Source organism: Massilia aurea, assembly GCF_024753205.1.
GTDB classification, from domain to species: Bacteria; Pseudomonadota; Gammaproteobacteria; order Burkholderiales; family Burkholderiaceae_D; genus Telluria; species Telluria aurea.
On record NZ_JANUGZ010000004.1, the window covers coordinates 609,256 to 635,715 of the forward strand.

A 26,460-nucleotide genomic window follows, 5' to 3' on the forward strand; every position below is an offset into this window, starting at 1 on the left:
AGCAATGGCAAAACTTTCACTGATTAACCGCGAAAAGAAGCGTGCAGACCTGGTGGAGAAATTCGCCCCGAAGCGTGCCGCTCTTAAAGCGATCATCGACGACCAGTCGAAGACGGAAGAAGAACGCTACGAAGCGCGTCTGAAGCTGCAGGCTCTGCCGCGCAACTCGGCGCCGACCCGTCAGCGTAACCGCTGCGCCATCACTGGCCGTCCACGTGGCACATTCCGTAAATTCGGTCTGGCACGTACCAAAGTCCGCGAATTCGCCATGAAGGGCGAAATTCCTGGTATGACCAAAGCAAGCTGGTAATAGGAGAATATGCAATGAGTATGAGCGATCCTATCGCCGATATGCTGACCCGCATTCGCAACGCACAAGTTGTTCAGAAAACCACGGTCGCAATGCCGTCGTCAAAAGTCAAGGTTGCCATTGCCAACGTCCTGAAGGACGAGGGTTACATTGAGGATTTCGCTGTCACCTCCGAAGGTGGTAAAGCGGAACTGAAAATCGGTTTGAAGTATTACACTGGCCGTCCGGTCATCGAGCGCCTTGAGCGCGTGTCCCGTCCAGGCCTGCGTATCTACAAAGGTAAAGACGAGATTCCAACCGTCATGAACGGCCTGGGCGTGGCAATCGTGTCGACTCCGCAAGGCGTCATGACTGATCGCAAAGCGCGCGCTACCGGTGTCGGTGGCGAAGTGATTTGCTACGTGGCTTAAGGAGTAGACGATGTCTCGAGTAGCTAAGATGCCTATCGCCGTCCCTGCCGGTGCCGAAGTCGCGATCAACGCGTCGTCGATCACCGTCAAGGGCCCGCTGGGCTCCCTGACCCAGGCCCTGAACGGCCTGGTCAAAGTGGAAAACAACAATGGCACGCTGACCTTCGACGTAGTCGATGATTCGCGTGAATCGAACGCCATGTCCGGCACCCTGCGTGCTCTGGTCAACAACATGGTAACCGGCGTGACCAAGGGCTTCGAGAAGAAGCTGAACCTGGTCGGCGTGGGCTACAAGGCAGCAGTGCAGGGCAACGCCCTGAACCTGTCCCTGGGCTTCTCGCACCCGGTGCTGCACGCAATGCCGGAAGGCGTTACTGCAGCAACTCCGACCCCGACCGAGATCCTGATCAAGGGTATCGATCGTCAAAAGGTCGGCCAGGTTGCCGCTGAAGTTCGCGCTTACCGCTCGCCTGAGCCTTACAAAGGCAAGGGTGTCCGTTATTCGGACGAAGTGGTGAAGCTTAAAGAAACCAAGAAGAAATAATCGGAGCTGACATGGACAAGAAAGAATCACGTCTGCGTCGTGGACGTCAGACCCGCATCAAGATCTCGCAGCTGGGCGTGAACCGTTTGTCGGTTCATCGCACCAACCTGCATATCTATGCGAACCTGATCAGCCCGGACGCAAAAGTACTGGTGTCGGCTTCGACTCTGGAAGCTGAAGTGCGCGCCGAGCTGGCAGGTCAGACTGGCGCCGGCGGCAACGCTGCAGCAGCCGCTCTGGTCGGCAAGCGCGTCGCAGAAAAAGCACTGCAAGCAGGAATCACCGAAGTTGCGTTCGATCGCTCCGGTTTCCGTTACCACGGTCGGGTGAAGGCGCTGGCGGAAGCCGCGCGTGAAGCCGGTCTGAAGTTCTAAGGAAGAATCGTCATGGCAAAAATGCAAGCGAAAATGGCAAGCGACAAGCCGGATGATGGCATGCGCGAGAAAATGATCGCGATCAACCGCGTGACCAAAGTGGTCAAGGGTGGTCGTATCATGGGTTTTGCAGCGCTGACCGTTGTCGGTGACGGCGATGGCCGCATCGGCATGGGCAAAGGCAAGTCGAAGGAAGTTCCAGTCGGCGTGCAAAAAGCGATGGAAGAAGCCCGCCGCAACCTGATCAAGGTGCCACTCAAGAACGGTACCCTGCATCACACCGTGTCCGGTCGTCACGGCGCCTCGCGCGTCATGATGATGCCAGCTAAGCCTGGTACCGGCGTGATCGCTGGTGGCGCAATGCGCGCTATCTTCGAAGTGATGGGCGTGACGGACGTGGTCGCTAAATCGACCGGCTCGTCGAATCCATACAACCTGGTGCGCGCAACTCTCGACGGTCTGTCGAAAATGAGCACTGCTTCCGACATCGCCGCCAAGCGTGGCAAGTCGGTCGAAGACATCCTGGGTTAAGGGGAAATCACATGGCTAACACCGTTAAAGTTCAGCTCGTCAAGGGCCTGATCGGTACCCGTCAGGATCACCGTGCCACCGTGCGCGGTCTGGGTCTGCGTCGCGTCAACTCGGTCTCCGAGTTGCAAGACACCCCGTCCGTGCGTGGCATGATCAACAAAGTATCGTACCTCGTGAAAGTGGTTTCGTAAGCCCTCGGGCTTGCGAACGGAGAAATCAATGGAACTCAATACCATTCAACCAGCTGACGGCGCCAAGCACTACAAGCGTCGCGTCGGCCGCGGTATCGGCTCCGGCATCGGCAAAACTGCCGGCCGTGGTCACAAGGGTCAAAAGTCGCGTTCGGGCGGCTTCCACAAAGTCGGCTTCGAAGGCGGTCAAATGCCTCTGCAGCGTCGTCTGCCAAAGCGTGGTTTCAAATCGCTGAACGCAACGTTCAAGGCTGAAGTGCGTCTGTCCGATTTGAACAACCTGGCCGTCGGCGAAGTCGACATCCTGGTGCTCAAAGCGGCTGGCGTCCTGTCGGTTCTGGCACGTGACGTGCGCGTCATCCTGTCCGGCGAGATCACCAAAGCGGTGAACCTCAAAGGCCTGAAAGTGAGCGCCGGCGCTAAAGCGGCAATCGAAGCAGCTGGCGGCTCGGTCGCGTAAAGCGATCGCTGCCTGATCGGAGCAAAAATTGGCGACTAATTCACAACTTGGTAAAAGCGCCGCTTCCGGATTCCCATGGGCCCGGCTGTGGTTTTTGCTTGGCGCGTTGGTCGTGTACCGCATCGGTGCTCATATTCCGGTCCCCGGGATTGACCCGGTGCAGCTCGCTGCGCTGTTCAAGCAGAACGAAGGCGGCATCCTGGGCATGTTCAACATGTTCTCGGGTGGCGCCTTGTCCCGCTTTACCGTGTTCGCGCTCGGCATCATGCCTTATATTTCGGCTTCGATCATCATGCAGCTCGCATCGATCGTTTCGCCGCAACTCGAGGCGTTGAAGAAAGAGGGCGAGTCCGGCCGCCGCAAGATCACCCAGTACACCCGTTACTTCACGGTTGCGCTGGCACTGTTCCAGGCGTTCGGTATCGCAGTCGCGCTCGAAGCGCAGCCTGGCCTGGTCATTGACCCGGGTCTCGGCTTCCGTTTCGTCACCATCGTGACCCTCCTGACCGGCACCATGTTTCTGATGTGGCTGGGCGAGCAGATCACCGAGCGTGGTCTTGGCAATGGCATTTCGATCATCATCTTTGCCGGTATCGCAGCAGGTTTGCCGTCGGCGCTGGGTGGCTTGTTCACTCTGGTGTCAAACGGTTCGATCGGCAGCTTCTCGGCCATCCTGATCGTTCTGCTGATCGCTGCGGTAACGTATGCGGTGGTGTTCGTGGAACGCGGACAGCGCAAGATTCTGGTTAATTACGCGAAACGCCAGGTCGGCAACAAGATCTACGGTGGCCAAACCAGCCACCTGCCCTTGAAGCTGAACATGGCAGGCGTAATCCCGCCGATCTTCGCGTCGTCGATCATTCTGTTCCCGGCGACGATTGTCGACTGGTTCACCCGTGGCAAGGATTCCAGCGGCCCAGTGATCGGGTTCCTGAAGGATCTGGCGGCGTCGATGGCGCCGGGCGAACCAATCCACGCGTTGCTGTATGCGGTGGCGATCGTGTTCTTCTGCTTCTTCTATACCGCGCTGGTATTTAACAGCAAGGAAACGGCGGACAACTTGAAGAAAAGTGGCGCGTTTGTACCGGGCATCCGTCCGGGTGATCAGACCGCTCGCTATATCGACAAGATCCTGATGCGCCTGACCCTGGCTGGTGCTGTCTACATCACCCTGGTGTGCCTGGTGCCGGAGTTCATGACCGCCCAGTGGAAGGTTCCCTTCTACTTCGGTGGCACGTCGCTCCTGATCATCGTTGTGGTGACGATGGACTTCATGGCACAAGTACAGAACTACGTCATGTCGCAGCAATATGATTCACTGCTGCGCAAGGCGAACTTCAAGGGTGGCGTCCCGACGCGATAAGTAGTCGGGTGCATGGCGCGAATGGCAGAAGACGATGTCATCCGAATGCAAGGGGAGGTCCGAAAGGATCTCCCAAACGCGACGTTCCGCGTGAAGCTGGAAAACGAAATGTGAGCCTGGGGTCGATCTCGGGTAGAATGCGTGTTCGCTTCTGCCTGCGTGACCCGGTAATGGTGAAGTTGACCCCGTTATCGTGGTCCCGGGCCCGCATCGTATTCGGCACCAAGTAAAAACACATCATCAAGTAAACGAACCGAAGAGAGTGCAAAATGAAAGTTAACGCTTCAGTCAAGCGGATCTGCCGCAACTGCAAGATCATCAAGCGCAAGGGCGTGGTCCGTGTGATCTGCGTCGAGCCGCGTCACAAGCAGCGTCAAGGTTAATTTCGAGGAATAACGAATGGCACGTATTGCAGGGGTTAACATCCCAAATCATCAGCACACTGTTATCGGCCTGACGGCGATCTACGGTGTTGGCCGTCCGCGTTCGCAGAAAATCTGCGACGCAACCGGTATCGCGACCACCAAAAAAGTCAAGGACCTGGACGATAACGAACTCGAGAAGCTGCGTGACGAAGTCGCGAAGTTTGTCGTGGAAGGCGATCTGCGCCGCGAACTGTCCATGAACATCAAGCGTCTGATGGACTTGGGCTGCTACCGCGGCATGCGTCACCGTAAGGGCCTGCCGGTCCGCGGTCAGCGTACCCGCACCAACGCGCGTACCCGTAAGGGCCCGCGTAAGGCAGCTCAATCGCTCAAGAAATAATCTAGGAACCGACTATGGCCAAGCAACAAAGCAGCGCGGCAGCAGCGCGCGTCCGCAAGAAAGTCAAGAAGAACGTTGCCGAGGGCATCGCCCACGTGCACGCGTCCTTCAACAACACGATCATCACGATCACCGATCGTCAGGGCAATGCCCTGTCGTGGGCAACTTCCGGCGGCGCCGGCTTCAAGGGTTCGCGCAAATCGACCCCGTTCGCAGCGCAGGTTGCTGCCGAAGCTGCTGGCAAGGTCGCTCAGGAATCGGGCGTGAAGAATCTGGAAGTGCGTATCAAGGGCCCAGGCCCAGGCCGTGAATCGGCTGTGCGCGCACTGAACAACCTCGGCATCAAGATCACCGAGATCCAGGACGTCACCCCAGTTCCACACAACGGTTGCCGTCCACCAAAGCGTCGCCGTATCTAAGTTGCAGGGCAGGGCGGCTTGCCGCCAGCCCGTGTACTTGGTAATCGATGCTCGGGGCGCATAGCCCCGTTGTGTTTTCAAGAAAAGCCGGTGCAGTTGCCCGTAAATGGGATATACTGCCCGGCTCTTGTCGCCTGCTGCTCTAGCGGTGGGTGATGCAAGCCACGTCCGGCCTGACTTTCCAGAGCTGGACTAGCGCCTGGGTGCTTCTGCACTCTGGGGCGTGATCAATTATTAAAGGAATCTAACGTGGCACGTTATATCGGACCAAAAGCAAAACTGTCGCGCCGTGAAGGCACTGACCTGTTCCTCAAGAGCGCACGTCGCTCGCTCGACTCGAAGTGCAAACTGGACATCAAGCCAGGCCAGCACGGTGTCAAGTCGGGTGCCCGCACCTCGGACTACGGCAACCAACTGCGCGAAAAGCAAAAAGTCAAGCGCATGTACGGCATCCTGGAACGCCAGTTCCGCCGCTACTTCGCAGAAGCTTCGCGTCGCAAGGGTAACACCGGCGAAACGCTGCTGAAGCTGCTGGAAGCGCGTCTGGACAACGTGACGTACCGCATGGGTTTCGGTTCGACCCGTGCTGAAGCACGTCAGCTGGTCAGCCACAAAGCCTTCACCGTCAACGGCCAGGTCGTGAACATCGCTTCGTACCAGGTCAAGACCGGCGACGTCGTTGCTGTTCGCGAAAAAGCCAAGAAGCAAGTACGTATCGCTGAAGCCCTGTCGCTGGCGGAGCAAATCGGTTTCCCAAGCTGGGTGTCGGTCGATGCCAAGAAGCTGGAAGGCACCTTCCGTTCGTTCCCAGAGCGTAACGAAATCGCTGCTGACGTCAACGAAGCGCTGATCGTCGAACTGTACTCGCGTTAATTGACATGATGGGTGGCGCAAGCCGCCCTGCATGTCATCTCCGCGCAGGCGGGGACCCAAGTTTGCCGGCTAGATCGAGCAGCTTGGGTTCCCGCCTACGCGGGAACGACGGGAGTGGTCGTGCAAGAGCAGCAACCCAGGGTTGGCCTCGCAATGAATCATCGATTCCTACTCTTCCCGTCGTAACCCAATTCGTTTTACCGCCTGCTCCGGCAGGCGTTTTCCATCAAGCCATCAGCCTTATCGGTGTAACGAGCCGAGGGTATTGAAAAGGACTACGTTCATGCAAAATAGTTTGTTGAAGCCACGTATCATCGACGTCGAAGCACTAGGCGCCGGCCACGCGAAAGTCGTGATGGAGCCGTTCGAGCGTGGCTATGGCCACACCCTCGGCAACGCACTGCGTCGCGTGCTGCTGTCGTCGATGGTTGGCTATGCGCCGACCGAAGTGACGATCGCTGGTGTCGTGCATGAATACTCGTCGCTCGATGGCGTTCAGGAAGACGTCGTCGACCTGCTGCTGAACCTGAAGGGCGTGGTCTTCAAAGTCCACAACCGTGACTCGGTCAACCTGACCCTGAAGAAGGAAGGCGAAGGCGCCGTCCTGGCATCGGACATCGACCTGCCGCACGACGTCGAGCTGGTCAACCCGGATCACGTGATTGCTCACCTGACCGCTGGCGGCAAGCTGGACATGCAGATCAAGGTCGAAAAAGGCCGTGGCTATGTGCCAGGTAACGTCCGTCGTCTGTCGGAAGACACCAACAAGACCATCGGCCGCATCATCCTGGACGCTTCGTTCTCGCCAGTGCGCCGCGTGTCGTACGCTGTTGAATCGGCCCGTGTCGAACAGCGTACCGACCTGGACAAGCTGATCATCAACATCGAAACGAACGGCGTCATCACGCCAGAAGAAGCGATCCGCCAGTCGGCCCGCGTCCTGGTTGATCAGCTGAACGTGTTCGCTGCTCTGGAAGGCACTGAAGCCGCCGCGGAAGCGCCATCGCGCGCACCGCTGGTCGATCCGATCCTGCTGCGTCCAGTCGACGACCTGGAACTGACCGTCCGCTCGGCCAACTGCCTGAAAGCAGAAAACATCTACTACATCGGCGACCTGATCCAGCGTTCGGAAAACGAACTGCTCAAGACGCCAAACCTGGGCCGCAAGTCGCTCAACGAAATCAAGGAAGTCCTTGCTTCGCGTGGCTTGACCCTGGGCATGAAGCTCGAGAACTGGCCACCAGCCGGTCTGGAGAAGTAAGAATATTCACCCGAAAGTACACACCTACTTTCGGGTGGAACAGCCAAAAAGGACTGGCAGAGCCAGCTCCTTTTTGGATGAAAAAGCGTAGTAAAACAACCCTAACTGAACCGGTCCGCGGACGTGCCCTGAAAACAGGGCACGAACGATCGAAGAACTGGCATTGAAAACACCCGAAAGGAATTACCATGCGTCACCGTCACGGCCTTCGTAAGCTGAATCGTACCTCGTCCCACCGTCTGGCAATGCTGCGCAACATGACTGTTTCGCTGCTGCGTCATGAAGCCATCAAGACCACCGTCCCAAAAGCCAAGGAACTGCGTCGCGTCATCGAACCGATCCTGACCCTGGGCAAGACCGACACCCTGGCAAACAAGCGCCTGGCCTTCGCTCGCCTGCGCGACCGCGAAATGGTCCTGAAGCTGTTCGCTGAGCTGGGTCCACGCTACGCAAACCGCAACGGCGGCTACCTGCGTATCCTGAAGATGGGTTTCCGCGTTGGCGACAATGCACCAATGGCTTACGTTGAACTGCTGGATCGTCCAGAAGTGACTTCGGAAGAAGAAGCACCGACCGCCGAGTAATCGACTGTCGTTGAAAAGACCAGGCTTCGGCCTGGTTTTTTTTCGTCTGTCGATCGAGCCTCCTCTGCGCGCCCTGGACAGCCGGTGTACCATGCCCGTGCCTCATTACAACTGACTCGACCTCCATGCTCCGATTCCCTGCACGGCACTGGCTTGCTGCCTGCCTGACGCTGTTTGCCTTATTCACGCTGTTCGCCGTCGCGCCAGGCCGCGCCGCCGAGGAATTTCTCGATCCTGCCATCGCCTTCAGGTTCGAAGCACGCATGGCCGATCCGCAGACGGCCGAAGTCACGTACACGATCGCGCCGAAGTACTACATGTACCGCGAGCGCTTCGCCTTCAAGTCGAGCAATCCGGCGGTCAAGCTGGGCACGCCGGCCATTCCACCGGGCACCGTGAAGTACGACCAGACGTTCGAGAAGGACGTGGAAACCTACAAGGGAACACTGACGATCCGCATCCCGGTCGAGGGCGACGGCGCGTTCACGTTGACAGCCACGGGCCAGGGCTGCGCCGACGCCGGCCTGTGCTACCCGCCGCAGGATCACACCGCCAGCCTGAGCGCAGGGGAGAGCGGCGCCGCCGCACCGGCCCTGCCAATTGGCGCCGCAGCCCCGCAGGGCGGCATGTCGACACCGTTGTCGTCCACGCCAATGGCCGAGAGCGCGCCGTCAGCACCAATCGCTGCAACCACCCCGCCAGCCCCGGCAGCAGCAGCACCAGCACCACCTGCACAATCCGACCTCTCCAATATTGCCGGCATCCTCGGCGGCGGCAGCCTGATCGCCGTTATCCCTGCGTTCATCCTGCTGGGCCTTGGCCTGGCCTTCACGCCATGCGTGCTGCCGATGGTGCCAATCCTGTCGTCGATCATCGTGGGCGAAGGCAAGAACGTCAGCCGTGCACGCGGCTTCCTGCTGTCGGTGACGTACTCGCTGGGTATGGCAATCGTCTACACGCTGCTGGGCGTTGGCGCAGGTCTGGCCGGCGAAGGCCTTGCCGCAGCATTGCAGAACCCGTGGGTGCTCGGCACCTTCGCTCTGCTGATCGTGGCGATGTCGCTGTCGATGTTCGGTTTCTATCAGTTACAACTGCCAGGCGCATTGCAGACCAGTCTGAGCAATGTGTCGAACCGCCAGCAGTCGGGCAAGCTGGCCGGCGTGTTTGCAATGGGCGCCATTTCGGCGCTGATCGTCGGCCCCTGCGTGGCCGCGCCACTGGCCGGCGCACTGGTCTACATCAGCCAGACGCGCGACGTGTTCCTGGGCGGCGCGGCACTGTTCTCGATGGCCGTGGGCATGAGCATTCCACTGCTGCTGGTAGGCGTATCGGCCGGCTCGCTACTGCCGCGCGTGGGTGCATGGATGGAGTCGGTCAAGCGTCTGTTCGGCGTCCTGATGCTGGCGATGGCGATCTGGCTCGTTTCGCCCGTGATTCCGCCGGTCGCGCAGATGCTGCTGTGGGCCGCGCTGCTGCTGGGCTACGGCTTTTATCTGCTGCGCCACACGCGCCACTGGGCGTCGATGGCCTTTGGCGCTGCGTTCGCGCTGATGGGCGGCATGCAACTGGTGGGCGTGGCCAGTGGCGGGCGCGATGCGTTCGCACCCCTGGCGCACCTGAGCGGCACGCCGCAGCACCACGGGCTGGTGTTCACCCGCATCAAGACGGTCGATCAGCTCGACGCAGCACTGGCCGCCAATGCCGGCAAGACCGTCATGCTCGACTTTTATGCGGACTGGTGCGTGTCGTGCAAGGAGATGGAGAAGTTTACCTTCGTCGATCCGAAGGTGCAGGCCAAGCTGGCCAATACTGCGTTGCTGCAGGTCGACGTGACCGCCAACGATGCGGCCGACAAGGCGATGCTCAAGCGCTTCGGCCTGTTCGGACCGCCGGGCATCATCCTGTTTGATGCGCAGGGCAAGGAGATCGCCGATAGCCGCGTGATCGGCTACCAGAATGCGGAAAAGTTTTCGGCGTCGCTGGAACGTCTGGGACAATGAACGCCGGCGGCGTGGCCGCCAGCGTCAGATGAAGCAAGCGCTTATGCGTTGGCGCGATGGTGTTGCTGATGACGCCCGCCCTTGCGGTGCTGGGCCTGCGCATCGAACGTCTTGCGCTGCTCTGGCGTGAGCACCGCGTAGAAGCTGTTCAGGGCGCTCAAACGCGATTCCATCTGCGCAGTGTGCGCTTTTTGCATCGCGATCTGCTTTTCCATGCGCTGCGGCGCGCTCAGGCTGGCCCAGGCGGCGCGGTCGCCACGCCCGGCGCGCTCACCGTGTTTCACGGGTGCGCGGCTGGCCACGAAGGCATCCCAGGCCGGCTTTTGCTGGGCCGTCAGATTCAGCGACGCCTGCAGCTTGGCCTGATGCTCGGCGCGCTTTTGCGCCATCTTTGCGTGACGCTCGCCCGCCTTGGCTTGCCACTCGGCCTTCTTGGCCAGGCGTTGTTCAGCCGTCAGCGTGGACGCCTGGCGGCCCTCGGCCGGGGCAGCGCTCTGGGCCTGGGCACCGACAGTGGCGCCGAACAGGCCGGCAGCGGTGAAGGCGATCACGAGGTGTTTGCGAAGGGTGTTCATGGTAGGTCCTTTGTGTGAGAGTCTGGTGAAGTGCATCCGAAACGCTCGCTGCACAGGACCCATCCTGGGTCAAAACTGTAACCATGGGATTTCCCCTGCCGGGCACTTTGTATCCATATGTTTCGCGCCCATCGGCATATACACAGCGATACAAATACTTCCGCCAGTCTTGTCATAAATTCGGATAATTGCGGTTATGGATAATCCCTCTACGATTCTGATCGTCGACGACGACCGCGACATCCGCACGCTGCTGGCCGACTACCTCGAGTCCAACAGCTACCGGACGCTCGGCGCCGCCGACGGCACCGCGATGTGGAAGACGCTCGACGAAACGCGTCCCGACCTCATCGTGCTCGACCTGAACATGCCCGGCGACGACGGCCTGACGCTGTGCCGCAAGCTGCGCGCCACCTCGAGCCTGCCCGTCATCATGCTCACCGCCCGCAACGAACCCCTTGACCGCATCCTGGGCCTGGAAATGGGCGCCGACGACTACCTGCCGAAACCGTTCGAGCCGCGCGAGCTGCTGGCGCGCATCCGCAGCGTGCTGCGCCGCTCGCACGCAATGCCGTCGAACACGCCGTCCGAGAACGTGCAGCAGATGCGCTTCTCGGGCTGGACGCTGGACCTGACCGCGCGCCACCTGCTCAACCCGGACGGCATCGTCATCATGCTCTCGGGCGCCGAGTTCCGCCTTCTGCGCGTGTTCCTCGAACACCCGAACCGCGTGCTCAATCGCGACCAGCTGCTCAACCTCACGCAGGGCCGCGACGCCGATCCGTTCGACCGCTCGATCGACATCCAGATCAGCCGCCTGCGCCAGAAACTCGGCGAAGACGCGCGCATGCCGCAGATTATCAAGACCGTGCGCAACGGCGGCTACGTGCTGGCCGGCCAGGTCACCGTGGAGCCAGCGGCGTGAAAGCCTTCTTCGGGTCGATGACCGGGCGCGTGTTTCTCACGCTGCTGCTGGGCATTCTGACCTCGGCTGCGCTGACGCAACTGGCGGCCGACTACCAGCGCCTGCGCGACTTCGAAAACCAGCGCGATGCGCATGTGCTTGAACGCGCCGAGCAGCTGATCATGGCCACCGAGATCGTCCCGGCGTCGGCCCGCTCGATCTACCTCGATGTCGCCAACCGCCCGGGCCTGCAGCTCCAGGTGGGCGACATGCCGCCGGAAGCGGCGCCCCTGACGCCGTTTGCCGCGTCGCTGGCCAAGCGTCTGGGCAAGGGCTATCTGGTTGCCTCACGCGCAACGCGCCCGACTGCCTGTGGCGTCGTGCAGACGCAGCCGGTGATGTACGGCTTGCTGAGCATGAAGTGGGAGGGCGCCTGCGAGTCGATCGACGTGCGGCTGCGCGACGGCGCCGAACTGCAACTGTCGGTGCTGCCACCGCGGCTGGTCGGTGAGGATGTCGACACGAGCATCATCCTCGGGATGTTCCTGGTCAGCATCGCGGTGCTGGCCTACTTCGTGGCACGCATGACCGCGCGCCCGTTCAAGCAGCTTGCGCAAGCCGCGCAAGACCTCGGCCAGGACATCAACCGCGCGCCGCTCGACCTGGTCGGCGCGATCGAGATCCGCCAGGCCAGCGCTGCCTTCAATGCGATGCAGGCGCGCATCCGCCAGTACATCTTCCAGCGCACGCAGATGCTCGCCGCGATCACGCACGACCTGCAAACGCCGCTCACGCGCATGCGCCTGCGGCTCGAGAAGGTCAGCGACGCCGACCTGCAGGACCGGCTGATCGGCGACCTGTCGGCGATGCAGGAAATGGTGCGCGAAGGCCTGGTGCTGGCGCGCAGCATGGACACGACCGAGACGATGCAGATGCTCGATCTCGACTCGCTGCTCGAAGCCGTGTGCGCCGATGCGACCGATGCCGGCCAGACCGTGACGCTGGCCGGCAAGGCCTCGATCGCAGTGCTGGGCCGGCCGATCGACATGCGCCGCTGCCTAGTCAACCTGATCGACAACGCGGTCAAGTACGGGCGCGATGCGCGCGTCTGCGTCGACCGCGCCAACGGCACCGCGCGCATCCGCATCCGCGACAGCGGGCCGGGCATTCCGCGCAGCGAGCTGGTGCGCGTGTTCGATCCGTTCTACCGCGTGGAGACATCGCGCTCGCGCGAATCGGGCGGCACCGGCCTGGGCCTGACGATCGCACGCAATATCACGGAGCAGCACGGCGGCAGCATCAGCCTGGCCAACCATCCGGAAGGCGGGCTGGAAGTCACGCTGATGCTGCCCACGTATTACCCGAACAAATAGTAAAAAAACCAACAAGCAAAATAAAGCCGTAACGACAGTGTGGGACAATGCGCGCGCGCAATGGCCACATCACCAAGCAGCATCACTGAGAGAGCCGTCGGCACTGGCGGCAAGGGACAAGCATGAACAAGAAGAATGTCGGCGTCGTCGCCGTCGTGGCGGCGCTGGTCGTCGCTGGCGGCTGGTACTTCAATCAGGGCCATGATGCCAAGGCACAGGCGCCAGGCGCCAAAGGGCAGGGCGGCGGCCAGCCACCGGTCACCGTCAACGTGGTCAAGCCCGAGCGGCGCGATGTCGGCGTCGAGCTGTTTGCCAACGGCACCGTCACGCCGGTGCGCACCGTGAACCTGCATCCGCAGACCGTCACCACCATCCGCAAGGTCCATATCCGCGAAGGCCAGTTCGTCAAGGAAGGCGAATTGATGTTCTCGCTCGATGATCGCGCCGACCAGGCCAACGTCGCACGCGCCGAAGCGCAGGTGGCGCGCGACCGCGCCACGCTGGCCGACCTGGATCGTCAGTACAAGCGCAGCCAGGAACTGGTGTCGCAGAACTTCCTGGCCCAGAGCGCGCTCGACTCCCTGCTGAGCCAGGTGGAAGCCCAGCGCGCGCTGGTGCAGTCAAACCAGGCCGCGATGCGCGCCACCCAGGTCAGCGCCAGCTATACGTCAATCCGCGCGCCGATGTCGGGCCGGGTCGGCGCCATTGACGTCCATCCGGGCGCACTGGTGCAGATGACGACGTCGCTGACCACCGTCACCCAGCTCGACCCGATCAATGTCTCGTTCACGCTGCCGGAATCGACGCTCGGCGCCTTGCTCGGCGCCCAGAGGGCCGGCAATGTCGACGTGCACGTAACGAGCGGCGCCGACGCGAAACCGGTTGCCGGCCGTCTGAGCTTCATCGACAACGCCGTCGATGCACAGGCCGGCACCATCCGCGTCAAGGGTGAGTTCTCCAACAACAACACCAGCCTGTGGCCGGGCCAGTACGTGACCGCGCGCGTGGTCGTGCAAACGCTCAAGGACGCCCTCGTGATCCCGCAGACGGCGATCATCACGTCGACCAACGGCACGTTCGTCTACGTGCTGGCCGAAGGCGACTCGGCGCGCCAGGTGCCGGTCAAGCGTGTGTATGCGTTCGGCGACCACGCCGCCGTCACGGGTCTGAGCGGCGCCGAGCAAGTGATCACCGAAGGCAAGCAGAATCTGCGGCCGGGCGGCAAGGTGCGCCTGGCGCAGGCGGCCAAGCCTGCCACCGACAAGCCGGCTACCACCGCGCAACCCAAGCAGGGTGAGCAGGCATGAACCTGTCCGAACTGTGTATCCGCCGTCCCGTGATGGTGGTGCTGCTGTCGATCAGCCTGGTGCTGGTGGGCATCCTGTCATACATGAAGATCCCGGTCGCCGCGCTGCCAAGCTACAACACGCCGGTCATCAACGTCTCGGCCAACCTGCCGGGCGCGAGTCCCGAGACGATGGCCTCGTCGGTCGCGCTGCCGCTCGAGAAACAGTTCTCGACCATTGCCGGCATCAAGCTGATCACGTCGAGCAGCACCCAGGGCGATACCAATATCACCCTTGAATTTGACACCGCGATCGATGTCGACAAGGCTGCGGTCGACGTCCAGGCCGCGCTGCTGGTCGCGCAGCGCCGGCTGCCGCTCGAGATGACGGAACTGCCGGCCTACCGCAAGGTCAACCCGGCCGACGCCCCGATCCTGTTCATGCACCTGACCTCGCCGTCGATGGACTTGTCGGAGCTGAACGATTACGCAGAGAATCTGATCTCGCCGGCGATCTCGACCGTGCAGGGCGTGTCGCAAGTCTCGATCAACGGCGGCAAGCGTTTCGCCGTGCGCGTGCGCGCCAAGTCCGATCTGATGAACGCGCGCAATATCTCGATGGACGAGCTGGCGGCAGCACTGCGCGCGGCCAACTCGAACACGCCGCTGGGCATCCTCGACGGCCCGACCCAGGCGCTGACGATCCAGGGCGGCGGCCAGCTGATGAAGGCGGCCGACTTCGCCAACCTGATCGTCGCCACGCGCGAAGGCATGCCAGTGCGCCTGCGCGATATCGCCGACGTCCAGGACAGCTACCAGTCGGTCAAGGCCATGGGTAGCCTGAACGGCGAGCGCTCGATCTCGCTGATGGTGCAGCGCCAGCCCAACGCCAACACGGTCGAAGTGGTCGACGCCGTGCGCGCGCTGATTCCGCGCTTTGAAGGGCAGTTGCCAGCCTCGATCAAGATCGAGCTCGTCAACGACCGTTCGCTGTCGATCCGCGAAGCGATCCACGACGTCAACCTGACGCTGCTGGGCACGGTGATGCTGGTGATTCTGGTCATCTTCCTGTTCCTGCACCGCGCGGCCGCCACCTTCATTCCGGCCGTGACGGTGCCGATCTCGCTGCTGGGCGCGCTCTCGCTGCTGTACTGGCTGGGCTATAGCCTCGACAATATTTCGCTGCTAGGCATCACGCTGGCCGTCGGCCTGGTCGTCGACGATGCGATCGTGGTGCTGGAAAACATCGTGCGCCACATGGAGATGGGCAAGAAGCCGATGCACGCGTCGCTCGTCGGCGCGCGCGAAATGGGCTTTACCATCATCTCGATCTCGATTTCGCTGGTGGCCGTGTTCATCCCGATCTTCTTCATGCCGGGCGTGATCGGTCTGCTGTTCCGCGAGTTTGCCGTGATCGTCGGTCTGGCCGTGATGGTGTCGGCGATCGTGTCGCTCACGCTGGTGCCGATGCTGTGCTCGCGCCTGCTCAAGGATGGCGGCCACGTCGATCCAAAAGACATGTCGTGGATCGGCCGCCGGTTCGAAGCCATGTTCACCAATGTGCGCAACGGCTACGGCCGCACGCTCGACACCGCGCTGCGCCACCGCTTTTTGGTCCTGATGCTGGCGCTGGGCACCTTCGTGCTGACCGCCGTGCTGTACATGACGATGCCGAAGGGCTTCTTCCCCGAAGAAGACATCGGCCAGATCCGCGTGAACGTCGAAGCGTCCGAAGACACGTCGTCGGTCGCGCTGGCCGAACTGCAGGGCAAGGTGGTCGACATCGTCCGCGCCAATCCGTACGTGCAGGACACGACCTCGTTCAGCGGCGGCGGCAATACGGGCCGCATGTTCCTGGTACTGAAACCCCGCGGCGAGCGCCCACCGATGGACCTCGTGATCGACGACCTGCGCAAGGCCACGCGCGCCGTGCCGGGCGTGCAGGTGTTCATGTCGCCCCAGCAAAACCTGCAACTGGGCGGCCGCCAGAGCAAGGCGCGCTACCAGTACACGCTGCAGAGCGTGTCGGGCGGCGAGATCGGCGGCTGGGCCGAACGGTTCCTGGAAGGCATGCGGCAGGATGCGCGCTTCCGCGACGTCAACAGCGACTCGCAGAACAAGGCGCTGCAAGCCACCGTGGACATCGACCGTGACAAGGCTGCACTGCTGGGCCTGGAAATGGACGATATCCGCACCGTGATGTACGCGTCGTTCGGCGAGCGCCAGGTCTCGACCATCTACTCGACGGCCGCCAGCTACTACGTGATCCTGGAAGCGGCCGCCAGCGACCGTTACTATGACGAAGCGCTGTCGCGCGTGTCGGTGCGCAGCAAGTCGGGTGACCTGGTCAAGCTGTCGAGCATTGCCACGGTGCGCCGCACGGTCGGTCCGCTGCAAGTGAATCACCAAGGGCAGTTGCAGGCGATCACGCTGTCGTTCAACCTGGCGCCGGGCGTGCCGCTGGGCGACGCCACCGCCGCCATCGAACAGATGGGCACGCAGATGAAGTTGCCAGCCTCGGTGATTGCCACCTATGGCGGCGACGCGGCCGTGTTCCAGGACACGCAGTCGAGCCAGCTGATCCTGATCCTGACGGCCATCGGCGTCATCTACGTGCTGCTGGGCGTGCTGTACGAAAGCTATATCCACCCGCTGACCATCCTGGCAGGCCTGCCGTCGGCAGCGGTCGGTGCGCTGCTGACGCTGTGGATTTTTGACAAGGACCTGACGCTGATCGCGATGATCGGCATCCTGATGCTGATCGGTATCGTCAAGAAGAACGCCATCATGATGATCGACTTCGCGCTCGATGCGCAGCGCACGCTCGGCATGAGCCCGCAAGAGGCGATCCGCGAAGCGTGCATCCTGCGCTTCCGGCCGATCCTGATGACGACGCTGGCCGCGCTGATGGGCGCGCTGCCGATCGCGCTGGGCATCGGCGCCGGCGCCGAGCTGCGCCAGCCACTGGGCCTGGCGGTGTGCGGCGGCTTGATCTTCTCGCAAGTCATTACGTTGTACATCACGCCAGTCATCTACCTGTACCTGGACCGCTTCAGCGGCACGGGACCGATGACGGACGACCAGCTCGCGAAGGCCGACGATGTTCCGGTTGCCCAGCATGCTTAACCTTGGAAACATTTGGTAACAACCATCAACGCCAGCAGCGGTGCAGTCCGCTCGCTGGCGTGATGCGTTGGTACTGTAAAACGGTTAGACTGCCCCCTCTGCTGTTTTTTTAGACGTCGCTTCCAGGATACCGATCTACCTTGCGTGACCATCCCCACTCCTACGATCAGGACAGCGAAGTTTGCTCCCACTGCGGGCAGCCACTGGTACGCCCGGGGCCGCATTACGAGCGCGAGGGCTCCAAGCGCGGCGGCCTGATCGGCACGATCGTGCTGCACTTGCTGCTGCTCGCGATCTTCATCTTCAAGCCGCCCGAAAAAGAGCAAAAGACAGCGCGTCCGGCGTCTGACCGCGAAACCGACGTCTTCTTTGTCCAGCCGCTGCAGCAGCCGACCAAGGCGCAGCGCGAGCAAAAGCCCAAGCCCGCGCCGAAGCCAACGCCACGACGCGACACGCCGCGGCCAACGCCGCCGGAGCGCGTCATCGTCAAGCGCCTGCCTGACACGATCACGATTCCCGACGAAAAGCCGGTCGAGCGCAGGCCGCCGCCACCCCAGCCGCCGCAGCCCAAAACCGAAGTCCCGCCCGACATGGACATGGCCGCCTACGTCAAAGCGCAGCGCGAGCGCCGCGGCGCGCCGACCGGCAGCGAAGTGGAAACCCCGGAAAGCGACGCCGTCCGCGGCAACCGCAACGCGCTGGCCAACATCGCCGCGATCAACGGCCGCGGCCGCGACGACAGCAACGAGTCGGGCGGCATCTTCTCGATATCGAACAAGACGTTCAACACGATGGACCTGAAGTTCCGCGGCTGGAACCCGAGCTTCAAGCGGCGCTGGCTGACAGCGGTCACGGTGGAGCAGGGCAGCGCACGCGACATCGAAACGGCCGTCATCAAGAAAATGATCGAGCTGATCCGCAAGGAAAAGACTGGCGACTTCGAGTGGGATTCGCACCGCCTGGGCCGCGTGGTCAAGCTCAGCGCGCGGCCGGCAGACGAAGCACGCCTGACCGAGTTCTTGTACAAAGAAATGTTCCCGGAGTACCGCCCGCCACCGGGAGGATGATGAGTGTGGCAAAAAAAGCCGGGGTCAGGTCTGACATTCGGACACGAGCTCGACAGTCGGACAGTCGGAACCATCTGGCACCCTGCTATGCCACTAGGCATGACAGCATTAAATGTAGCAAAGGCTGAGGCCGTGTCCGAATGTCAGACCTGACCCCAGCTGTTTTCAGACGTAAAAAAACCGTGCCTTGGCACGGTTTTTTGTTGGTATGGAGCCAATCAACCCGCTTTTAACTTGCGGGCAATATCCAGCGCGAAGTACGTCAGCACCCCATCCGCGCCAGCGCGCTTGAACGCCATCATCGATTCCATCATGACCTTGTCATGGTCCAGCCAGCCGTTGAGTGCGGCTGCCTTGAGCATCGCGTACTCGCCGCTGACCTGGTAGGCAAACGTCGGCACCCTGAACTCATCCTTTACGCGGCGCACGATGTCCAGGTACGGCATGCCTGGTTTCACCATCACTATGTCGGCGCCTTCGGCCAGGTCCAGCGCCACTTCGCGCAGCGCTTCGTCGCTGTTGGCCGGGTCCATCTGGTAGGTGTTCTTGTCGGCTTTGCCGAGATTGGCCGACGAGCCGACCGCATCGCGGAACGGTCCATAGAATGCGGACGCATACTTGGCCGAATACGCCATGATGCGCGAGTGGATATGGCCCTGCGCCTCGAACGCGGTGCGGATCGCGCCAATGCGTCCGTCCATCATGTCCGATGGTGCGACGATGTCCACGCCGGCATCGGCGTGGGTGAGCGCTTGCTTGACCAGCATCTCGATCGTCTTTTCATTGACGATATAGCCGTTCTCGTCCGGCAGGCCGTCCTGGCCGTGGGTCGTGTACGGGTCGAGCGCGATGTCGGTGATGATGCCCAGCTCGGGGAAGTTGCGCTTGAGCTCGCGGACAACGCGCGGCACCAGCCCGTCCGGATTGGTGGCTTCGACGCCGTCATAGGTTTTCACCGACTGGTCGACCAGCGGGAACAGGGCCAGCGCGGGAATCCCGAGCGCGACGCATTCTTCGGCCACTTTCAGCAGCAGGTCGAGCGAGACACGGGCCACGCCCGGCATCGAGCCGACTTCCTGGCGCACGTTCTGGCCTTCCAGAACAAACACGGGGTAGATCAGGTCGGATGCGGTAATCGTGTTCTCGCGCATCATGGCGCGGGAGAACGGGTCGCGGCGCATGCGGCGCGGCCGGGCCGCCGGATAGGCGGAAGTGATGATGCTCATCGAATGGCTCCTTGCAGGATCAGGCGGAGGTTTGATCGTCGTCCGCCGACGGCGCGCCAGATTCGTCGTGCTCTTCTTCTTCCTCACCCTCGTGCTCGCCGGCAACGCCGTCCAGCCCGGCCAGCGCCAGGATCTTGGCATCGGCTTCTTCGATGCCGATACGCTTGAGTGCCGAGAACAGCTGCACCGTGAACGGGAAGCCCACGCCATCTTCATCGACGTAGCTTTCGAGCACGCCGCGCGCTTCGCGCAGGGCGTTGGTCGATTCGTTGCGGTTGAGCTTATCGGCCTTGGTCAGGATGCAGTGGATCGGCTTGCCGGTAGGGGCGAACCATTCGAGCATCTGGACGTCCAGGTCGGTGAACGGACGACGCGAATCCATGATCAGGATGAGCGCAGCGAGCTGGTCGCGGCGCTGGACATAGTCGCCCAGCAGCTTTTGCCAGTGCAGCTTGGCCGTGCCCGACACTTCGGCGTAGCCGTAGCCCGGCAAGTCGACCAGCAGCGCTTCGATTTCATCGACCCGGACCGCGTCCTTGCGGTGCTGGCCCACGTGGGCGCCGCCGATCGAGAAATAGTTGATGTGCTGCGTGCGACCTGGCGTCTTCGACGCGAACGCAAGACCCTTCTGGTTCGTGAGGATATTGATCGCTGTGGATTTGCCGGCGTTGGAGCGCCCGGCGAAGGCGATTTCCGGCACATTGGTGTCGGGAAGGTCGCGCAACTGATTCACGGTCGTAAAGAACCGGGCTTGCCATAATCTGGACATTGGGGAGAAGGTATAAGAGGACTACGAAATGGCGTTGGAGAAACAAAGCTATTGTACAATAAGGGGTTGATTGCTGCCTGCCAGCCCTATGGCCCAAGCAATCAAGGGCGCTGCACTGAACCTTCAATTATTGACTTTTTAAGGTGCTAGTATGAACCGCTTGTCGTCCCCCCTGCTCAAAACACTGTTGGTCACACTAACTGTTTTCGGGGGACTCCCGGCGGCGACAGCAGCGGCGCCCGCTGCAGCGCCTGCCGTCAAGGCCGATCCGGCCCGGGGCGGCGCGCTGTACGATGCGGGCGACCCGGCGCGCGGCCTGCCGGCGTGCGTTTCATGCCACGGTGCGGCGGGCAATTCGTCCATCGTTGCCAATCCCAAGCTGTCGGGTCAGTTCGCCAGCTACACGCACAAGCAACTGGTCGATTTCACGACCCCGAACCGCCAGCAGCCGATCATGACGACCTACGCCAAAATGCTCACCGACGCCGAGAAGAAAGACATCGCGGCGTGGCTGGCGGCGCAGGTGCACAAGCCGGGCGCGGCCAAGAACAAGGACACCGTTGAACTAGGCCGCAAGATCTATCGCGGCGGTATCGCCGAGCGTGGCGTGGCGGCCTGTGCCAGCTGTCATGGCGCCAACGCCAGCGGCATCCCCGCCCAATATCCGCGCCTTGCAGGCCAGCACCAGGATTACACGACCGCCCAGCTCGAAGCATTCAAGAGTGGCACCCGCGCCAACAGCCCGCAAATGACCACGCTCTCGCAGCGCATGTCGACGGCTGAAATGCGCGCGGTGGCCGACTATATCGCCGGCTTGCGCTAAGAGACTCCACGATCTCGCATAAGCAATATTGAACGCAGGAAGGGCGGCAGCAACGGGCTGACCCCCTTCCTGCAAGCGGCTACCCGCCGCGCAGGAAGAAAGTTGTAAAGCATGAGCACCACCGGAATTACATTGAACACCCGCCGCCGTGGTCTGGCCGAGGCGGTCGAACTGATCTCATCGATGCGGTTTGCGATCAGTCTTCTCACCATCATCTCCATCTCGTCGATCATCGGCACCGTGCTCAAGCAAGCCGAGCCGATGTCGAACTACGTCAACCAGTTCGGTCCGTTCTGGTTCGAGATTTTCAACAAGTTCGGCCTGTACAGCGTGTATTCCAGCTGGTGGTTCCTCGTGATCCTGGTGGTGCTGGTCATGTCCACCGGGCTGTGCCTGATCCGCAACGCGCCGAAAATGATGCGCGACATGCGCAGCTGGCGTGAAAACGTGCGCTTCGATTCGCTGCGCAACTTCCACCACAAGCTCGAATGGCAGGCGCCGCTGTCCAAAAGCGCGCTGGCCGAGCAGAGCGCACTGCGCCTGCGCCACGCCGGCTACGCCACCAAGATTGTCGAGAAGGATGGCGGCACGCTGGTCACAGCCAAGAAGGGCGCGGGCAACAAGTTCGGCTACATCTTCGCGCACTCGTCGATCATCGTGATCCTGGTGGGCGGCACGCTCGACTCCGACCTGCCGGTGCGCATCCAGCAGTGGCTGTTCAACAAGACGCCGTTCACCGGCAGTGGCGTGATCGCCGACATTCCGGCCCAGCACCGCCTGGGCACGGGCAACCCGACCTTCCGTGGCAATACCGCGATTGCCGAAGGGCAGGCCAGCCGCACGGCGATCCTGAACCAGCCGACGGGCGTCCTGGTGCAGGAACTGCCGTTCTCGCTGCAGCTCAAGAAATTCCATATCGAGTTCTATTCGACCGGCATGCCGAAACTGTTTGCCAGCGACGTGGTCGTGCGCGATTTGGAAAACGGCCACACGTTCGAATCGACCATCAAGGTCAATCATCCGCTGATCTACAAGGGCATCGCCGTCTACCAGTCGAGCTTTGACGATGGCGGCAGCAAACTGCGGCTGACGGGGTATCCGATGAACGGCGCCGCCAGCGCCAGTTTCCCGATCGAAGGCGAAGTCAATGGCGCCACCGAACTCAAAATCGGCGGCCAGACCTATGCCGTCGAGTGGTCGGGCTTCCGTCCGTTCAACGTCGAAAACATCAGCCAGGGCAATGACGTGCGCGCGGTGAGCAAGGGCAAAACGTTCAACGAACAGTTCGCCGCCACGCTGGGCAAGGCTTCGGGTGCTGCCGCCAATCCGGATGCCACGAAAGACCTCAAGAACGTCGGCCCCAGTGTGCAATACAAGCTGCGCGACGCCAGCGGCCAGGCGCGCGAATTCATGAACTACATGCAGCCGATGACGCTCGATGGCGCGCAAGTCTATCTGGCGGGCGTGCGCGCGAACCCGTCGGAGAGCTTCAGCTTCCTGCGCATTCCCGTCGATGAACGCTACGGCGTGGGCGACTGGATGCGCCTGCGCGCGGCGCTGGCCGATCCCGAAGCACGCGCCGTGGCGGCGCGCCGCTATGCCGCGCGGGCGTTGGGCGGTAACCAAGGGAGCGCGCTGGCTGGCCAGTTGCAGGAATCGGCGGCGCGCACGCTCGGCATCTTTGCCGGCGGCGACGGTCGCGGCGGCTTCGTTGGCGTGGCCCAGTTCCTGGAAAAGATTCCGCAGGCCGAGCAGGAGAAAGCAGCCGGCATCTTCATGAAGATGCTCAACGGCACGCTGTGGGAGCTGTGGCAAGTGGCGCGCGAAAAACACGGCGACGCCGCGGCCGCGCCAACCGACGCCAATGGGCGCTTCCTGCAACTGGCCACCAATGCGTTGTCGGACAGTTATCTGTACGGCGCACCGGTGTATCTGCAGCTCGACGATTTCACCGAAGTGAAGGCCTCGGTGCTGCAATTGACGCGCTCGCCGGGCAAGAACGTGGTCTACTTCGGCTGTGTCCTGCTGGTGCTGGGCGTGTTCGCGATGTTCTACATTCGCGAGCGGCGCGTCTGGATCTGGGTGCGTGATGTGCCCGGTAACCCGGAGGCTGGCGCCGAGGCGCTGATGGCGATGAGCACGCAACGCAAGACGCTCGATTTCGAGCGTGAGTACGAAGACTTGTCTGTAAAGCTGCCACAACCGGCGTAAGCTGCGCGGGCCTGGAGAAAACAATGGAACTGTCACAACCCAAGACTGGCGCCCCAGCGCGCCCGACCGATCAATACCAGGAAGCGCCGGGCTATTTCCGCCGCCTGGGTCCGGCCGACTGGCTGTACGCGCTTGCCCTGTGCGCCGCGGCGCTGTTCGCGCTGAACCGGTACGGCCACTTCATGGACATCTATGAAGAGGTGATCCTGGTGTGCACGGCGCCCGTGTTCGCCGTGCTGGGCTGGTACTGGAAACCGATGCGCTGGCTGCTGCCGCTGGTGGCCGTGCTGTCGCTGGGCGCGATCGCGCTGTACGACGGCAATCTGGCCGCTGCCGAGCAGAAATTCTTCCTCAAGTACATGCTGTCGAGCCAGTCGGCCATCCTGTGGATGAGTGCGCTGTTCGTATTCTCGACCGTGTTCTACTGGGTTGGCTTGCTGAGCCGCGGCAAGTTCGGTGGCGGCGTGGGCGCGGCGCTGTGCTGGGCCGCAGTCGTGATCGGCGCGGTCGGCATGATGGTGCGCTGGTACGAGTCGTACCTGATCGGCCCGGACGTTGGCCATATCCCGGTGTCGAACCTGTACGAAGTGTTCATCCTGTTTGCCCTCATCACCGCGCTGTTCCACCTGTATTACGAAGAACACTACGCCACGCGTCAGCTTGGCCCGTTCGTGATGCTGATCATTGGCGCCGCCGTCGGCTTCCTGCTGTGGTACACGGTCTCGCGCGACGCCGCCCAGATCCAGCCGCTCGTGCCGGCGCTGCAGAGCTGGTGGATGAAAATCCACGTGCCGGCCAACTTCATCGGCTACGGCACCTTTGCGCTGGCCGCGATGGTCGCGTCGGCCTACCTGCTCAAGTCGCACGGCATGCTGGTCGACCGCCTGCCTTCGCTCGAGGTGCTGGACGACGTGATGTACAAGTCGATTTCGGTCGGTTTCGCGTTCTTCACCGTCGCCACCATCCTCGGCGCGCTGTGGGCCGCTGAAGCATGGGGCGGCTACTGGTCGTGGGATCCGAAAGAGACGTGGGCGCTGATCGTGTGGCTCAATTACGCGGCGTGGCTGCACATGCGCCTGATGACGGGCCTGCGCGGCCGTGTCGCGGCCTGGTGGGCAGTGGTCGGCTTGCTGGTGACCACGTTCGCCTTCCTGGGCGTGAACATGTTCCTGTCGGGTCTGCACTCGTACGGCGAGCTTTGATGAGTCAGAGGCGCTCGCTGTCCGTGTGAGCGTGCTGCTAACGATCACCGCGTGGACGGCGGAGCCGTCCACCCTAACGCCAGCTTAAGGGAACTTCGTGTAATGTGAAGCTTCCCAAGCTCGCGAGGCCAGCCATGCTCTTCAAACGCAATCCCAACGGACTCGATCTTCCGTACCCTTCCGAAATCACGCCGCAAGAGATCTATACCGGCCGGCGTGAGTTCATCACCCGCATGGCCGCCACGGCCGCTGTCGGCAGCGGCGTCTGGGAGATGGCCAACCGCGAAGCCTTTGCACAAACCGCCGGCCAGAAGCTCGCGGCGCGCGCCAATGTGGCGCTGTCGACCGACGAAAAGCAGACCCCGTTCAAGGACGCTGCCGGCTACAACAACTTCTACGAGTTTGGCCTCGACAAGGGCGACCCGGCCGAGAACGCGCACACGCTGCGCACCCGGCCCTGGACCGTGCGCATCGAGGGCGAGGTCAAGAAGCCGCTCACGCTCGACATCGACAGCCTGCTGAAACTCGCGCCGTTAGAGGAACGCGTGTACCGCCTGCGCTGCGTCGAAGGCTGGTCGATGGTGATTCCATGGGTCGGTTATTCGCTGTCGAACCTGCTCAAGCAGGTCGAACCGACCGGCAACGCCAAGTTCGTCGAATTCACGACGCTGGCCGACGCCAAGCAGATGCCGGGCCTGCGTAGCGGCGTGCTGGATTGGCCATACGTCGAGGGCTTGCGCATCGACGAAGCCATGCACCCGCTGACGATGCTCACGATGGGAATGTACGGCCAGGTGCTGCCGAACCAGAACGGCGCGCCGGTGCGCCTCGTCGTGCCATGGAAGTACGGTTTCAAGTCGGCCAAGTCGCTGGTGCGCATTCGCCTGCTCTCGCGCCAGCCCAAGACCGCCTGGAACGACATGGCGCCGCGCGAATACGGCTTCTTCTCGAACGTGAATCCGAACGTGGACCACCCGCGCTGGTCGCAGGCCAGCGAGCGCCGCATCGGTGAATCGGGCCTGTTTGCACCAAAGCGCAAGACCCTGATGTTCAATGGCTACGACCAGGTGTCGTCGCTGTATACCGGCCTGGATCTGAAGCGTTATTTCTGATGGCAGGGTTGAACAGCAAACAGGTCGGGTGGGTCAAGGCGCTGGTGCTCGTGCTGGCTTTGATCCCCTTCGCACGCCTGGTCTGGGGCACTGCCAGCGGGAGCTTTTCGGATCCGCTGGCAGCGATCACCAAGGGCAGCGGCGAATGGGCGCTGTATTTCCTGTGCATCACGCTGGCAGTGACGCCGCTGCGGCGCCTGACGGGCTGGAACTGGCTCGTCAAGCTACGCCGCATGATCGGTCTGTTCATGTTTTTCTATGCGTTCGTGCACTTCACGGCATTCCTGTGGTTCGATCACTTCTTCGATGTGCCGGCGATGCTGGCCGATGTCATCAAGCGGCCGTTCATCCTGGTGGGCTTCATCGCTTTCGTGCTGCTCATTCCGCTGGCCGCAACCTCGACCAACGCGATGATCAAGCGTTTGGGCGGCAAGCGCTGGCAGTGGCTGCACCGCCTGATCTACGTGATCGCGCCGCTGTCGATCTTGCACTTCTGGTGGATGAAAGAGGGCAAGAACGATTTCGCCAGACCGATCATCTTCGGCTCGATCATTGCGCTGCTGCTTGCATGGCGCGTCTGGTGGAATGTCAGGAGCAAGTCGCAGGCAGTACGCCCATAAAAAAAGCCCGCATCGCGCGGGCTTTGTTTTATTTGCTACGTAGGGTGGGCGGCTATGCCGCCCACGCGTTCAAACCAATCTC

General features: G+C 61.9%; 28 protein-coding genes and 1 pseudogene. 26 read left to right on the plus strand and 3 right to left on the minus strand.

From position 1 onward, the window contains the following. The first annotated feature begins 4 nt into the window (after positions 1–4). The 16 genes and pseudogenes from rpsN (at position 5) to dsbD (ending at position 10,085) form a co-directional block, all read left to right on the plus strand. Complete coding sequence (rpsN, locus tag NX775_RS17765) at positions 5–310, plus strand: 30S ribosomal protein S14 (RefSeq protein WP_183554238.1); 306 nt, start codon at positions 5–7, stop codon at positions 308–310. Between the two features lie 14 nt (positions 311–324). Then, on the plus strand, positions 325–720 hold the full coding sequence (gene rpsH / locus NX775_RS17770; RefSeq protein ID WP_183554237.1) for a 30S ribosomal protein S8: 396 nt from the start codon (positions 325–327) through the stop codon (positions 718–720). A gap of 10 nt (positions 721–730) precedes the next feature. Next, positions 731–1,264: a 50S ribosomal protein L6 gene (gene rplF, locus NX775_RS17775; RefSeq protein ID WP_183554236.1), complete on the plus strand. Its 534-nt coding sequence runs from the start codon at positions 731–733 to the stop codon at positions 1,262–1,264. Between the two features lie 11 nt (positions 1,265–1,275). Beyond that, on the plus strand, positions 1,276–1,638 hold the full coding sequence (gene rplR / locus NX775_RS17780) for a 50S ribosomal protein L18 (RefSeq protein ID WP_258837174.1): 363 nt from the start codon (positions 1,276–1,278) through the stop codon (positions 1,636–1,638). A 12-nt stretch (positions 1,639–1,650) separates the two neighbouring features. Further along, complete coding sequence (gene rpsE / locus NX775_RS17785; RefSeq protein WP_183554232.1) at positions 1,651–2,169, plus strand: 30S ribosomal protein S5; 519 nt, start codon at positions 1,651–1,653, stop codon at positions 2,167–2,169. A gap of 11 nt (positions 2,170–2,180) precedes the next feature. Then, positions 2,181–2,360, plus strand: a complete 180-nt coding sequence (gene rpmD, locus NX775_RS17790; RefSeq protein WP_123069947.1) for a 50S ribosomal protein L30 — start codon at positions 2,181–2,183, stop codon at positions 2,358–2,360. Positions 2,361–2,388: 28 nt separating this feature from the next. After that, a complete protein-coding gene (gene rplO, locus NX775_RS17795) occupies positions 2,389–2,820 on the plus strand; it encodes a 50S ribosomal protein L15 (protein ID WP_183554230.1) in 432 nt (143 codons plus the stop codon). A gap of 28 nt (positions 2,821–2,848) precedes the next feature. After that, positions 2,849–4,183, plus strand: a complete 1,335-nt coding sequence (gene secY / locus NX775_RS17800; RefSeq protein ID WP_183554228.1) for a preprotein translocase subunit SecY — start codon at positions 2,849–2,851, stop codon at positions 4,181–4,183. Between the two features lie 21 nt (positions 4,184–4,204). Then, positions 4,205–4,413, plus strand: a pseudogene (locus tag NX775_RS17805) (S1 domain-containing protein). A gap of 39 nt (positions 4,414–4,452) precedes the next feature. Continuing rightward, entirely contained in the window at positions 4,453–4,566 is a 114-nt protein-coding gene (rpmJ, locus tag NX775_RS17810) for a 50S ribosomal protein L36 (RefSeq protein ID WP_005663407.1), read from the plus strand. A 16-nt stretch (positions 4,567–4,582) separates the two neighbouring features. Continuing rightward, positions 4,583–4,948, plus strand: coding sequence for a 30S ribosomal protein S13 (rpsM, locus tag NX775_RS17815; protein ID WP_183554226.1), 366 nt, complete (start codon positions 4,583–4,585; stop codon positions 4,946–4,948). A gap of 14 nt (positions 4,949–4,962) precedes the next feature. Next, complete coding sequence (gene rpsK / locus NX775_RS17820; protein WP_005663404.1) at positions 4,963–5,367, plus strand: 30S ribosomal protein S11; 405 nt, start codon at positions 4,963–4,965, stop codon at positions 5,365–5,367. A gap of 249 nt (positions 5,368–5,616) precedes the next feature. Next, the gene (gene rpsD, locus NX775_RS17825; RefSeq protein WP_183554224.1) at positions 5,617–6,240 is read left to right on the plus strand and encodes a 30S ribosomal protein S4; all 624 of its coding nucleotides are present in this window, start codon (positions 5,617–5,619) and stop codon (positions 6,238–6,240) included. Between the two features lie 283 nt (positions 6,241–6,523). Next, the gene (locus NX775_RS17830) at positions 6,524–7,501 is read left to right on the plus strand and encodes a DNA-directed RNA polymerase subunit alpha (protein ID WP_159627930.1); all 978 of its coding nucleotides are present in this window, start codon (positions 6,524–6,526) and stop codon (positions 7,499–7,501) included. A gap of 188 nt (positions 7,502–7,689) precedes the next feature. Then, positions 7,690–8,085 carry a 50S ribosomal protein L17 gene (gene rplQ / locus NX775_RS17835; RefSeq protein ID WP_183554222.1) on the plus strand — a complete coding sequence of 132 codons (396 nt, stop codon included), beginning with the start codon at positions 7,690–7,692 and terminating at the stop codon, positions 8,083–8,085. A 125-nt stretch (positions 8,086–8,210) separates the two neighbouring features. Then, positions 8,211–10,085 carry a protein-disulfide reductase DsbD gene (gene dsbD, locus NX775_RS17840; protein WP_258837175.1) on the plus strand — a complete coding sequence of 625 codons (1,875 nt, stop codon included), beginning with the start codon at positions 8,211–8,213 and terminating at the stop codon, positions 10,083–10,085. Between the two features lie 41 nt (positions 10,086–10,126). On the opposite strand, the gene NX775_RS17845 is transcribed toward dsbD, so the two are convergent. Then, entirely contained in the window at positions 10,127–10,660 is a 534-nt protein-coding gene (locus tag NX775_RS17845) for a Spy/CpxP family protein refolding chaperone (RefSeq protein ID WP_258837176.1), read from the minus strand. Between the two features lie 196 nt (positions 10,661–10,856). On the opposite strand from NX775_RS17845, the gene NX775_RS17850 reads away from it, so the two are divergent. The 5 genes from NX775_RS17850 (at position 10,857) to NX775_RS17870 (ending at position 18,415) form a co-directional block, all read left to right on the plus strand. Beyond that, positions 10,857–11,585, plus strand: coding sequence for a response regulator (locus NX775_RS17850; protein ID WP_183554216.1), 729 nt, complete (start codon positions 10,857–10,859; stop codon positions 11,583–11,585). Further along, positions 11,582–12,937 carry an ATP-binding protein gene (locus NX775_RS17855; RefSeq protein ID WP_258837177.1) on the plus strand — a complete coding sequence of 452 codons (1,356 nt, stop codon included), beginning with the start codon at positions 11,582–11,584 and terminating at the stop codon, positions 12,935–12,937. Before NX775_RS17850 ends, NX775_RS17855 begins: the two co-directional genes overlap by 4 nt. 122 nt (positions 12,938–13,059) lie before the next feature. Beyond that, a complete protein-coding gene (locus NX775_RS17860) occupies positions 13,060–14,244 on the plus strand; it encodes an efflux RND transporter periplasmic adaptor subunit (RefSeq protein WP_258837178.1) in 1,185 nt (394 codons plus the stop codon). Then, entirely contained in the window at positions 14,241–17,348 is a 3,108-nt protein-coding gene (locus tag NX775_RS17865; RefSeq protein WP_258837179.1) for an efflux RND transporter permease subunit, read from the plus strand. The genes NX775_RS17860 and NX775_RS17865 overlap by 4 nt, the downstream gene beginning before the upstream one ends. A 140-nt stretch (positions 17,349–17,488) precedes the next feature. Further along, positions 17,489–18,415 (plus strand): hypothetical protein, encoded by a 927-nt coding sequence (locus tag NX775_RS17870; protein ID WP_258837180.1) that lies wholly within the window; start codon positions 17,489–17,491, stop codon positions 18,413–18,415. A gap of 218 nt (positions 18,416–18,633) precedes the next feature. Here the strand turns inward: NX775_RS17870 and hemB are convergent, their stop codons facing one another. Next, positions 18,634–19,641 carry a porphobilinogen synthase gene (gene hemB / locus NX775_RS17875; RefSeq protein ID WP_258837181.1) on the minus strand — a complete coding sequence of 336 codons (1,008 nt, stop codon included), beginning with the start codon at positions 19,639–19,641 and terminating at the stop codon, positions 18,634–18,636. A gap of 19 nt (positions 19,642–19,660) precedes the next feature. Then, on the minus strand, positions 19,661–20,410 hold the full coding sequence (yihA, locus tag NX775_RS17880; RefSeq protein WP_258837182.1) for a ribosome biogenesis GTP-binding protein YihA/YsxC: 750 nt from the start codon (positions 20,408–20,410) through the stop codon (positions 19,661–19,663). Between the two features lie 151 nt (positions 20,411–20,561). Between yihA and NX775_RS17885 the strand changes: the two genes are divergently transcribed. The 5 genes from NX775_RS17885 to msrQ all read left to right on the plus strand — a co-directional run bounded on the left by NX775_RS17885 (position 20,562) and on the right by msrQ (position 26,378). After that, on the plus strand, positions 20,562–21,233 hold the full coding sequence (locus tag NX775_RS17885) for a c-type cytochrome (protein WP_258837183.1): 672 nt from the start codon (positions 20,562–20,564) through the stop codon (positions 21,231–21,233). 111 nt (positions 21,234–21,344) lie between these two features. Next, complete coding sequence (locus NX775_RS17890; protein WP_258837184.1) at positions 21,345–23,444, plus strand: cytochrome c biogenesis protein ResB; 2,100 nt, start codon at positions 21,345–21,347, stop codon at positions 23,442–23,444. Between the two features lie 23 nt (positions 23,445–23,467). Next, entirely contained in the window at positions 23,468–24,646 is a 1,179-nt protein-coding gene (gene ccsB / locus NX775_RS17895; protein ID WP_258837185.1) for a c-type cytochrome biogenesis protein CcsB, read from the plus strand. A gap of 134 nt (positions 24,647–24,780) precedes the next feature. Continuing rightward, complete coding sequence (gene msrP / locus NX775_RS17900; protein ID WP_258837186.1) at positions 24,781–25,758, plus strand: protein-methionine-sulfoxide reductase catalytic subunit MsrP; 978 nt, start codon at positions 24,781–24,783, stop codon at positions 25,756–25,758. Beyond that, positions 25,758–26,378 carry a protein-methionine-sulfoxide reductase heme-binding subunit MsrQ gene (gene msrQ / locus NX775_RS17905; protein ID WP_258837187.1) on the plus strand — a complete coding sequence of 207 codons (621 nt, stop codon included), beginning with the start codon at positions 25,758–25,760 and terminating at the stop codon, positions 26,376–26,378. Before msrP ends, msrQ begins: the two co-directional genes overlap by 1 nt. The last annotated feature ends 82 nt before the right edge of the window (positions 26,379–26,460 follow it).